Below are 10,183 nucleotides of genomic sequence, written 5' to 3'. Positions count from 1 at the left end.
GGATGACGCGCTTGGCGCTGGGCACCGTCGCGCTGCTGCTGGCCGCTTCGGCGCTGGCTGAGCCGGTGGCCGATCTGGAAGGGCCTATCGGCGGCTGGCGCAACAGCAAGCTGACCAACGAGCTGGAACAGTACACCGCGGCGTATCCGAACCCCCCCGTGGACCGTGGCGCGCAAAAGTACCGCACGCTCATCGCCGGGCGCATCCGCGCGGCGGGCAAGCAGCGCCGCCCGCCGGTGCTCGTCGTCAACGGCAACGCCATGCCGCTGTATGGCGATGGCGAAGGCCGTTTTGCGCGCCCCTGGGCGTTCGGCCCCGGCTCGAACAGCGTCGAAATCGTCAGTGCCGACGGGCAGTCACGCCAACGCCTGCAGTTCTACGAGGCCGACACCACCAAGACATCGGCCAAGCTGCGCGCCGTCCTCACGTGGGACGACCCGCGCGCCGAGGTCGACATGCACGTCATTTCGCCGATTGGCGACCACGCGTTCTGGGCGCAGCCGCTGCTGTCCGACGGCGGCGGCCTCGACGTGGACAGCGTCGACGGTGCCGGGCCGGAGATTTTCTCGACCGCCGCGCCACGCCCGGGCGTGTGGCTGTTCTACGTGAACTATTGGGGCAACTTCAACGCCGGCGGCTACAACTTCGACGAAAAGGCACATGACCGGGATCTCATCACCGCACAATTGACGCTGATCTATAACGAGAACACGCCCAACGAGCGGCGCGAGTTCGTCAGTGTGCCGCTGCGCAAGATCGGCGAGCTGGCGCTGATGAAATCGATCCGCTTCTGACGTGACGCACATGATGCCTTCCACTTTCCGTCTCGCCGCTGCCATCGCGCTGGCCGCGTTTGCGGCCGCTGGCAGCGTGCTTGCGCAAACCGACGCCGGCAATATCGAGATGACTGCGCCGCTCAATGGCTGGCGCAATTCGGCGGGCGATGAATCCCGCTACACGCAGGACGTGCATTACCCGGCCGTATCGGTGTCGACGCCCCAAGGGCAGGGTGTGGCGTCGATGATCGCCGGGCGCATCCGCAACCAGCCGAAGGCTGCTGCAGCAATGGACGAAAGCAAGCCGCGCCGCCGCCGTGGCGCCGACGGCTCGTCGGTGGGCACGCTGATCGTCAATGGCGTGGCCATGCCGCAGCGCATCGAGGCAGACGGTACGTTCTCGCGCCCGTATGCATTTGGCGCCGGCAGCAACAGCGTGGAGGTGCGCAGCGCGCGCGGCGACGCCAAGCGCGTGCAGTTCTACGACAGCTACGCCGGCAAGCAGCGTCCGCGTTTGCGCGTGGTCCTGTCGTGGGACACCGATGGCACCGATCTCGACTTGCACGTCATATCGCCCGATGGCCAGCATGCCTGGTACGGCAACCGCGTGGTCGAAAACGGTGGGGCGCTCGACGTGGACGTCACCACCGGGTATGGTCCCGAGATCTACTCGAACCCGGCCCCCGTGCCCGGCACGTATCTCGTCTACGTGAATTACTACGGCAGCGGCAATGACGGCAGTGCGATCACCACCGCCACCGTCAGCATCATCACCGACGAGAACACGCCGTCCGAGCGCCAGCAGACGTTTGTCGTGCCGATGCGCAAGGCCGGCGATCTGACGCTGTTACGCAGTTTCACGATGAAATAGGATCGCCATGGACTCCCAGACTGTTGCCGCCTACGACACCCTCGCCGAAACCTTCGCGCAGGAGTGGCGCGATCAGCCGGCGCCTGAAGACCTGTATGCGTTGCTGCGCCGTGAGTTCAAGGCAGGCGGCGCCACCGCCGACATCGGCTGCGGCGCGGGCCGCGAGGTGGCGTGGCTCAACGCCAATGGGTATCCCGCCGTCGGCTACGACGCCTCCGCCGGGTTGCTCGAAGCCGCGCGCGAGCAGTATCCGGGGCTGTCGTTTCGGCAGGCGCTGCTGCCCGAGTTGGTCGGTATTGCCGAAGGCGCGTTCGACAACGTCCTCTGCGAGACGGTCATCATGCATCTGCCGCCCGAGCAGATTGGCGCGTCGGTGGAGCGCCTGGTGTCGTTGCTGCGCCCGGGCGGCACGCTGTACCTGAGCTGGCGCGTCACGCCTGAGGCGGATCAGCGCGATGGGCGCGGCAGGCTCTTCACGTCGTTCGATGCGGCGCCCGTGCGCGAGGCGCTGGCCGGCACTGAGGTGGTTTTCGACGAAGCGGCTGTCAGCCAGTCATCGGGGCGGACGATCCATCGCATCGTTGCGCGCACGGTCTGATCGCTGCGTTGCCCACAATCCGAGTGTCCTGATTGACCGCCCCTCGGCGGGGTTTGTCACAATAGCGGTTTCGCCCAGCCCGCGCGTGACACCGCGCGCACCCGCCGTCCCGATGTACGACTCCCCCGCCATAGACCACGCGCTGCAGGCGCTGCCCGAAGACACCGCCGCCGCCACGCATGCGGTGCTGCACGATGTGTTCGGCTACAGCGCATTCCGCGGCCCGCAGGCGGAGATCGTCGCGCACGTCGCCGACGGCGGCGATTGCCTGGTGCTGATGCCCACCGGCGGCGGCAAATCGCTTTGCTATCAGATACCTGCACTCGTGCGGCACCGGCGTGGGCAGGGCGCCGGCATTGTGGTTTCGCCGCTGATCGCGTTGATGCAGGACCAGGTGGCCGCGCTTGAAGAAGCCGGCGTGCGCGCCGCGTACCTCAACTCCGCGCTGACAGGCGCTGAGGCCGCGCAGGTCGAGCGCGATCTGGCGGCGGGCCGGCTGGACCTCGTCTACGTGGCGCCCGAGCGGTTGATGACGCCGCGCTTCCTCGAGCTGCTTGAGCGATCGCGCATCGGCCTGTTCGCCATCGACGAAGCGCACTGCGTGTCGCAGTGGGGGCACGATTTCCGGCCGGAGTACATCCAGCTTTCCGTGCTGCACGAGCGTTTCCCGCACGTGCCTCGCATTGCGCTGACCGCCACGGCCGACGCCGTCACGCGCGACGAAATCGTCGAGCGGCTGGCGCTGACGGACGCGCGCGTCTTCCTCTCGAGCTTCGACCGCCCGAACATCCGCTACACCATCGTCGAGAAGGACAGCGCGCGGCAGCAGCTGCTGCGCTTCATCCGGGCCGAGCACATGGACGGCGACACCTGCGACGCCGGCATCGTCTATTGCCTGTCGCGCAAGAAGGTGGAAGAGACCGCGCAGTGGCTGGCCGAGCAGGGCATCCGCGCGCTGCCGTATCACGCAGGGATGGACTCCCAAGTGCGTGCCCGCCATCAGGCGATCTTCCGCAAGGAGGAGGGCGTCGTGATGGTGGCGACCATCGCTTTCGGCATGGGCATCGACAAGCCGGACGTCCGCTTCGTTGCGCACCTCGATTTGCCCAAGAGCCTGGAGGGTTACTACCAGGAGACCGGCCGCGCGGGCCGCGACGGCCTGCCCGCCAACGCATGGATGGCCTACGGCCTGGCCGACGTGGTGCAGCAGCGCCGCATGATCGACGAGTCCGATGCGGACGACGTGCACAAGCGCGTCTCCACCGCCAAGCTCGAAGCGCTGCTCGGCCTGTGCGAAGCCGCAACCTGCCGCCGCGTGGCGCTGCTTGCGTACTTCGGGGAAAGCAGCCAGCCCTGCGGCAACTGCGATACGTGCCTCACGCCGCCGCAAACCTGGGATGCCACGCGCGAGGCGCAGATGGCGCTGTCGTGTGCATACCGCGTGCAGCAGGCGAGCCGCGTGACCTTTGGCGCCGGCCAGCTCATCGATATCCTGCGCGGCAACGCAACGGAGCGCGTCAAACAGTGGCACCACGAAACGCTCTCTACCTTCGGCATCGGCAGCGATCTGTCCGAAGCCGCGTGGCGCAGCGTGTTCCGACAACTGGTCGCGCAAGGCCTCTTTGCGGTGGACCACGGCGGCCATGGCGCGCTGATCCTGACCGACGCGGCGCGCCCCGTGCTCAAGGGCGCGCAATCGGTGATCCTGCGTCGTCAGGCCGAGAAGGTGCGTGGCGCGTCATCGTCGACGAAGAAGGAGCGTCGCGCCGATCCGGCCGCCGAGCTTTCTACCGAAGCGCAGGTGCGCTGGCAGGCGTTGCGTGCCTGGCGGACGCAGGCTGCGCGCGAGCACAGCGTGCCTGCGTATGTGATCTTCCACGACGCCACGCTGGCGCGCATTGCCGAGACCGATCCCGACTCGCGTGAAGCGCTGGGCGAGCTTCCCGGTATCGGCATGGCCAAGTTGGACCGCTACGGCCAGGCGCTGCTCGACGTACTGGAGAAGTGCCGCGAGCAAGCCTAGGCGGACAGCGGCAGTGGCCCCATCGCGCCGGTGCTGCTCAGGTGGTCGCCCAGGAAATCGACAAACGCCCGCACCTTCGGTAGCAGGTGCACACGCTGCGTGAACACCGCGTGCAGCGGCACCTCCCGCGCCGTGTAGTCGGTCAGCACCGCCTGCAAGCGCCCAGCCGCAACATCGTCACGCACCAGATACGCTGGCCCCAGCGACACGCCCAGCCCTGACCGTGCGGCCTCGCGCAGCACCAGGCTGTTATTGGCGAGCATCGAGCCCGCGACGTGAGCGATATGACGATGGCCGGCGGCGTCCGTCAGCACCCAGTCGTGTGGCCCGTCGTAGTTGGCGTAGACGAGGCAGTTGTGATTGCGCAAATCCTCGGGCGACTGCGGAATGCCCCGCTCGCGAAAATACGATGGCGCCCCGTAGATGGCGTGCGCGCAATTCGCCAGCCGCCGCGCGACCAGCGAAGAGTCCTCGAGCATGCCAATGCGGATCGCCACGTCGATGCGCCCCGCGACCAGATCCGCGTAGCGGTCGTTCATGTCCAGGTCGATCTGCACGGCGGGATAGCGCGCCTGGAATGCGCCCAAGAGCGGCGCCAGCAATGTCACCGCATACGAGGCCGGCGCCGACACGCGCAGCGTGCCGCGCGCCTCGTCGCGCAAGGCGCTCACGGCCTGTTCGGCCGCATCGACGAGCGCCAGGCCCTCGCGGCTTTTCTCGAAGAACGCCGCGCCCGCTTCGGTGAGCGACAGGCGCCGCGTTGTCCGTTGCAGCAGACGCGTCTGCAACCGCGCCTCCAGCCGCGCCAGCGCCTTGCTGATCACCCCGCGCGACATGCCCATCGCCTCGGCCGCCGCCGACAAGCTGCCGCGCTCCACTACCTGCACGAAGATCGCCACATCAGAGAGCCGGTCCATATTTGCGCATGTATGGAAACAATATGGCGCCAGAGCCTACCTTAATCTGCGCGAATCGGCTGTCTACGATGGGTCCTCCGAACCTTCGTCCTGTTCATCATGACTACCGAAGCTCCTGCCATCGCCGATCCCAACCCGCCCGCCGCCGACCGGCTCCCCCTGGGCGCCACGCCGCTGTTTGCCGTCGCCGTCGGGCTTATCGTCATCAACCTGTTCGGCATCCAGCCGCTCATTGCCGAGATCGCCGCGAGCATTGGCTGGACCACCGCCGCCGCTGGCTTGCTCGTCACCGCCACGCTCATCGGCTATGGCATCGGTCTGTTGCTGCTGATGCCGTTGACCGACCTGCAGGACAACCGCGCGCTGGCCTCGCGCACGCTGTGGGGCGCGGTGGCTTCGCTGGCGCTGACCACCGTCGCGCACAGCGGCCAGGTACTGATGCTCGCCGCCTTCGCCATCGGCCTGACGTCGACTGTCATTCAGATGCTGATTGCACTGGCGGGGCGCTTGGCCGCCGACCAGCGGCGCGGGCGCGTGCTGGGCGACATCATGATCGGCCTGAACCTGGGCATCCTGCTCTCCCGCCCGGCCGCCAGCTTCATCGCAGCGCAGTGGGGGTGGCGGGCGTTTTACGGTGCTTCTGGGGTGGCGATTGCCGTGCTGGCCGTCCTGCTGCCGCGCGTGATGCCGACCTTCGTGCCGCCGCGCACGTTGTCATACGGCGCGCTGCTGGGCTCGTACGGCAACCTGCTGCGCAGAGAGCCGGTGTTGCGTCGCCGTGCCGCTACGCAGGCCTTGCTGATGGCGGCGTTCACGCTGTTCTGGACGGCTGTGGCGCTGCGGTTGGTGGCAGCGCCGTTCCATCTTTCGCAAAATGGCATCGGGATCTTCGCGCTGTGCGGTGCGGCCGGTGTCGTGGCCGCGCCGATTGCCGGGCGGCTGGCGGATCGCGGTCTCGTGCGCGTGGGTACGCTGCTCGCGCACGGCTGCGCGGCAACGGGTTTGCTCGTGGCGCTTGCTTCGGCGCTGCTGCCGGGCCTGAGCGTTCCCGTCATGTTGGCGATGCTCGTGGCTGCGGCGCTGTTGCTCGATTTCGGCGCCATCGGCGACCAGGCGCTTGGCCGCTACATGGTCAACACGCTGTCGACCGAGATCCGGGGGCGCGTGAACGGTCTGTACACCGGAGCGTTCTTCTTCGGCGCGGCAGCAGGCGGTGGATTGGCCGGCGTGGCGTGGGCCCGCGCCGGATGGATCGGCGTATCCGTTCTTGCGCTCGGGTTTGTGGCCGCGGCTGCACTTGTCTTCGTATGGCCAGCGCGTGCGCCGCGTGCCATTGGCGCCACACCGCGCCGTTGCTGACCTCTTCACGCGTCGCCAGACTGGCGGCGCGCTTGACGCTTGCAAGACAGGCCGCTATAATGCCAGATTCGAGTTTTTGGCTTCTGGTTTCGCGCGTCCGTGCCCGGCAAATGCCGTGCAAGGCATCTGAAACCAGACGGGCTCGCGCTCTTTGGTCTTGATCTGTTCCCGCAGGTCCTCCCTTCAGAGCGTTCTGCTCGCCACTTCCATAAAACCCGATTGCGCCGTCCGCCTCACAAATGAGGCGTTCACGTTATGTGAGCCGGCGATTTTTCAAAAACCAAGCTGGATTGAACAATGCCAACCATCAATCAACTGGTTCGCAAGCCCCGCGTCTCGGAAAAGCTGAAGAGCAAGAGCCCGGCACTTGAGAACTGCCCGCAGCGTCGCGGCGTGTGCACCCGCGTGTACACCACGACGCCGAAGAAGCCGAACTCGGCACTGCGTAAGGTCGCCAAGGTGCGCCTGACCAACGGTTTCGAAGTCATTTCGTACATCGGCGGTGAAGGCCACAACCTGCAAGAACACAGCGTCGTGCTGATCCGCGGCGGCCGTGTGAAGGACTTGCCGGGTGTGCGTTACCACATCGTGCGCGGCTCCCTTGACCTGCAAGGCGTCAAGGACCGTAAGCAAGCGCGTTCGAAGTACGGCGCGAAGCGTCCGAAGGCGGCCTAAGTCGTCAGTGGGATCGCGCCGCTTTTGCGGTCACGGTCTTGTCATGAGCAGGCGGTACAACGGTGCGTTTTTTGACCGCACTGGCACCGTCGAGTAAGTGGTCACCCGGCTCAGATTGTTGGAAGACAAGCTAGTTGGTGGCCGGAGAACCGAAGCGGTTCTCAACTGAACAGAGAAGGAAAGAAGATGCCACGTCGTCGTGAAGTCCCCAAGCGGGAAATTCTGCCGGACCCGAAGTTCGGCAATGTGGAAGTCGCCAAGTTCATGAACGTCCTGATGCTGGACGGCAAGAAGTCGGTGGCTGAACGTATCGTCTACGGTGCGTTCGACCAGATCGAAAAGAAAGCAGGCAAGGCGCCGATCGAGGTGTTCACGCTGGCTATCGGCAACATCAAGCCGGTGGTCGAAGTGAAGAGCCGTCGTGTTGGTGGCGCCAACTATCAGGTGCCGGTCGAAGTCCGGCCGTCGCGTCGTCTGGCATTGGCGATGCGTTGGCTGCGGGAAGCTGCGAAGAAGCGCAGCGAGAAGTCGATGGCCCTGCGTCTGGCTGGTGAGCTGCTCGAAGCCTCGGAAGGCCGCGGCGGCGCCATGAAGAAGCGCGACGAAGTGCACCGCATGGCTGAAGCCAACAAGGCGTTCTCGCACTTCCGCTTCTAAGCGACGCGACAACGTTGTTGGTTGCTGGGCGGGCTGTGTGCGCACATCTCGCCCATTTGTATTAGGGGCGCTTGGCCGTAGGCCAGCGCCCCGTTGACGAATCTGAGGATTAACCGTGGCTCGTAAGACCCCCATTGAGCGCTACCGTAACATCGGTATCTCCGCTCACATCGACGCCGGCAAGACCACCACGACCGAGCGGATCCTGTTCTACACCGGTGTGAACCACAAGATCGGTGAAGTGCATGATGGCGCCGCCACCATGGACTGGATGGAGCAGGAGCAAGAGCGCGGCATCACCATCACGTCTGCTGCGACCACCGCCTTCTGGAAGGGCATGGGCGGCAACTACCCCGAGCACCGTTTCAACATCATCGACACCCCGGGCCACGTGGACTTCACCATTGAGGTGGAGCGTTCCATGCGTGTGCTGGACGGCGCGTGCATGGTGTACTGCGCAGTGGGTGGCGTGCAGCCGCAGTCGGAAACCGTCTGGCGTCAGGCCAACAAGTACAAGGTGCCGCGTCTGGCGTTCGTCAACAAGATGGACCGTACCGGCGCGAACTTCTTCAAGGTCTACGACCAGCTGAAGACCCGTCTGAAGGCCAACCCGGTGCCCGTCGTGGTGCCCATCGGCGCTGAAGACGGCTTCCAGGGCGTCGTCGATCTGCTGGAAATGAAGGCGATCATTTGGGACGAAGCCAGCCAGGGCGTGAAGTTCGAATACCACGACATCCCGGCCAACCTGGTTGACGTCGCGAACGAGTGGCGCGAGAAGATGGTCGAGTCGGCAGCTGAAGCCAGCGAAGAGCTGATGGAAAAGTACCTGGGCGGCGAAGAGCTGTCCCGTGCTGAGATCGTCAAGGCACTGCGCGACCGTACCATCGCCTGCGAAATCCAGCCGATGCTGTGCGGCACCGCGTTCAAGAACAAGGGCGTGCAGCGCATGCTCGACGCCGTGATCGACTTCCTGCCGTCGCCCGTCGACATTCCGCCGGTTCAAGGCATCGACGAAAACGACGAAGAGAAGAAGCTCGAGCGCAAGGCAGACGACAACGAGAAATTCTCGGCGCTGGCGTTCAAGATCATGACCGACCCGTTCGTTGGTCAGCTGATCTTCTTCCGCGTCTACTCGGGCAAGATCAACTCCGGCGACACCGTGTACAACCCGGTGAAGCAGAAGAAGGAGCGTCTAGGCCGTATTCTGCAGATGCACGCCAACCAGCGCGAAGAAATCAAGGAAGTGCTGGCAGGCGACATCGCCGCTGCGGTGGGCCTGAAGGACGCCACCACGGGCGACACGCTGTGCGACCCGAGCGCCCCGATCATTCTCGAGCGCATGGTGTTCCCGGAGCCGGTGATCTCGCAGGCTGTCGAGCCGAAGACCAAGGCTGACCAGGAAAAGATGGGTATCGCCCTGAACCGCCTGGCTGCTGAAGATCCGTCGTTCCGTGTGCGTACCGATGAAGAATCGGGCCAGACCATCATTTCGGGTATGGGCGAGCTCCACCTCGAAATTCTGGTCGATCGCATGAAGCGCGAATTCGGCGTGGAAGCCAACATTGGCGCCCCGCAAGTTGCCTACCGCGAAACCATCCGCAAGAAGGTCGAAGACGTCGAAGGCAAGTTCGTCAAGCAGTCCGGCGGTCGCGGCCAGTACGGTCACGCTGTGATCACGCTGGAACCGGCGGACGAGGAGGCGAAGAAGGCTGGCAAGAACTTCGAATTCGTCGACGCCATCAAGGGCGGTGTGATTCCTCGCGAATACATTCCGGCGGTCGAGAAGGGTATCGTCGACACGCTGCCGGCCGGTATTCTGGCGGGCTTCCCGGTGGTGGACGTGAAGGTCACGCTGACGTTCGGTTCGTACCACGACGTGGACTCGAACGAAAACGCGTTCCGCATGGCCGGTTCGATGGCTTTCAAGGAAGCCATGCGCCGCGCCACGCCGGTTCTGCTGGAGCCGATGATGGCTGTGGAAGTGGAAACGCCGGAAGACTACACGGGTACCGTGATGGGCGACTTGTCGTCCCGCCGCGGCATCGTGCAGGGCATGGACGATATGGTGGGCGGCGGCAAGATCATCAAGGCCGAAGTCCCGCTGTCGGAAATGTTCGGTTATTCGACGTCGCTGCGCTCGCAAACGCAGGGCCGCGCCACGTACACCATGGAATTCAAGCAATACGCTGAGGCACCGAAGAACATCGCCGAAGCAGTGATGGCTGCCAAGGGTACGAAGTAATCAACGTGTTTTGGCGGCGCGCGCGTGCGTGCCGCCTGCATCCCAAATCTAGTAATTAGCTGATT

The 10,183-nt window shown here is 65.0% G+C and carries 9 protein-coding genes; 8 read left to right on the top strand and 1 reads right to left on the bottom strand.

The genetic code is table 11. The features are described 5' to 3' along the window. Window positions 1-2 precede the first annotated feature (2 nt). From AAHM38_RS10825 to recQ, 4 genes are all read left to right on the top strand, one after another. Entirely contained in the window at window positions 3-794 is a 792-nt protein-coding gene (locus AAHM38_RS10825) for a YfaP family protein (RefSeq protein WP_041668379.1), read from the top strand. A 10-nt stretch (window positions 795-804) separates the two neighbouring features. After that, window positions 805-1,647, top strand: a complete 843-nt coding sequence (locus AAHM38_RS10820) for a YfaP family protein (RefSeq protein WP_015855757.1) — start codon at window positions 805-807, stop codon at window positions 1,645-1,647. Window positions 1,648-1,654: 7 nt separating this feature from the next. Continuing rightward, a complete protein-coding gene (locus tag AAHM38_RS10815) occupies window positions 1,655-2,245 on the top strand; it encodes a class I SAM-dependent methyltransferase (RefSeq protein WP_015855756.1) in 591 nt (196 codons plus the stop codon). A gap of 112 nt (window positions 2,246-2,357) precedes the next feature. Continuing rightward, window positions 2,358-4,268: a DNA helicase RecQ gene (gene recQ, locus AAHM38_RS10810; protein ID WP_015855755.1), complete on the top strand. Its 1,911-nt coding sequence runs from the start codon at window positions 2,358-2,360 to the stop codon at window positions 4,266-4,268. On the opposite strand, the gene AAHM38_RS10805 is transcribed toward recQ, so the two are convergent. After that, window positions 4,265-5,185 (bottom strand): LysR family transcriptional regulator, encoded by a 921-nt coding sequence (locus AAHM38_RS10805; protein ID WP_015855754.1) that lies wholly within the window; start codon window positions 5,183-5,185, stop codon window positions 4,265-4,267. The genes recQ and AAHM38_RS10805 overlap by 4 nt on opposite strands. A 99-nt stretch (window positions 5,186-5,284) precedes the next feature. On the opposite strand from AAHM38_RS10805, the gene AAHM38_RS10800 reads away from it, so the two are divergent. The 4 genes from AAHM38_RS10800 to fusA all read left to right on the top strand — a co-directional run bounded on the left by AAHM38_RS10800 (window position 5,285) and on the right by fusA (window position 10,118). Continuing rightward, window positions 5,285-6,544: an MFS transporter gene (locus AAHM38_RS10800; RefSeq protein WP_015855753.1), complete on the top strand. Its 1,260-nt coding sequence runs from the start codon at window positions 5,285-5,287 to the stop codon at window positions 6,542-6,544. Between the two features lie 297 nt (window positions 6,545-6,841). Continuing rightward, entirely contained in the window at window positions 6,842-7,219 is a 378-nt protein-coding gene (gene rpsL, locus AAHM38_RS10795) for a 30S ribosomal protein S12 (RefSeq protein ID WP_003265519.1), read from the top strand. Window positions 7,220-7,405: 186 nt separating this feature from the next. After that, window positions 7,406-7,876, top strand: coding sequence for a 30S ribosomal protein S7 (rpsG, locus tag AAHM38_RS10790; RefSeq protein WP_004634470.1), 471 nt, complete (start codon window positions 7,406-7,408; stop codon window positions 7,874-7,876). Window positions 7,877-7,991: 115 nt separating this feature from the next. After that, complete coding sequence (gene fusA / locus AAHM38_RS10785) at window positions 7,992-10,118, top strand: elongation factor G (protein ID WP_009241889.1); 2,127 nt, start codon at window positions 7,992-7,994, stop codon at window positions 10,116-10,118. The last annotated feature ends 65 nt before the right edge of the window (window positions 10,119-10,183 follow it).

This window comes from Ralstonia sp. OTU4908 (genome assembly GCF_038440115.1).
GTDB classification, from domain to species: domain Bacteria; phylum Pseudomonadota; class Gammaproteobacteria; order Burkholderiales; family Burkholderiaceae; genus Ralstonia; species Ralstonia pickettii.
The sequence above is the reverse complement of the archived record's forward strand: the minus strand, read 5'-3'. Positions and strand labels throughout refer to the sequence as shown.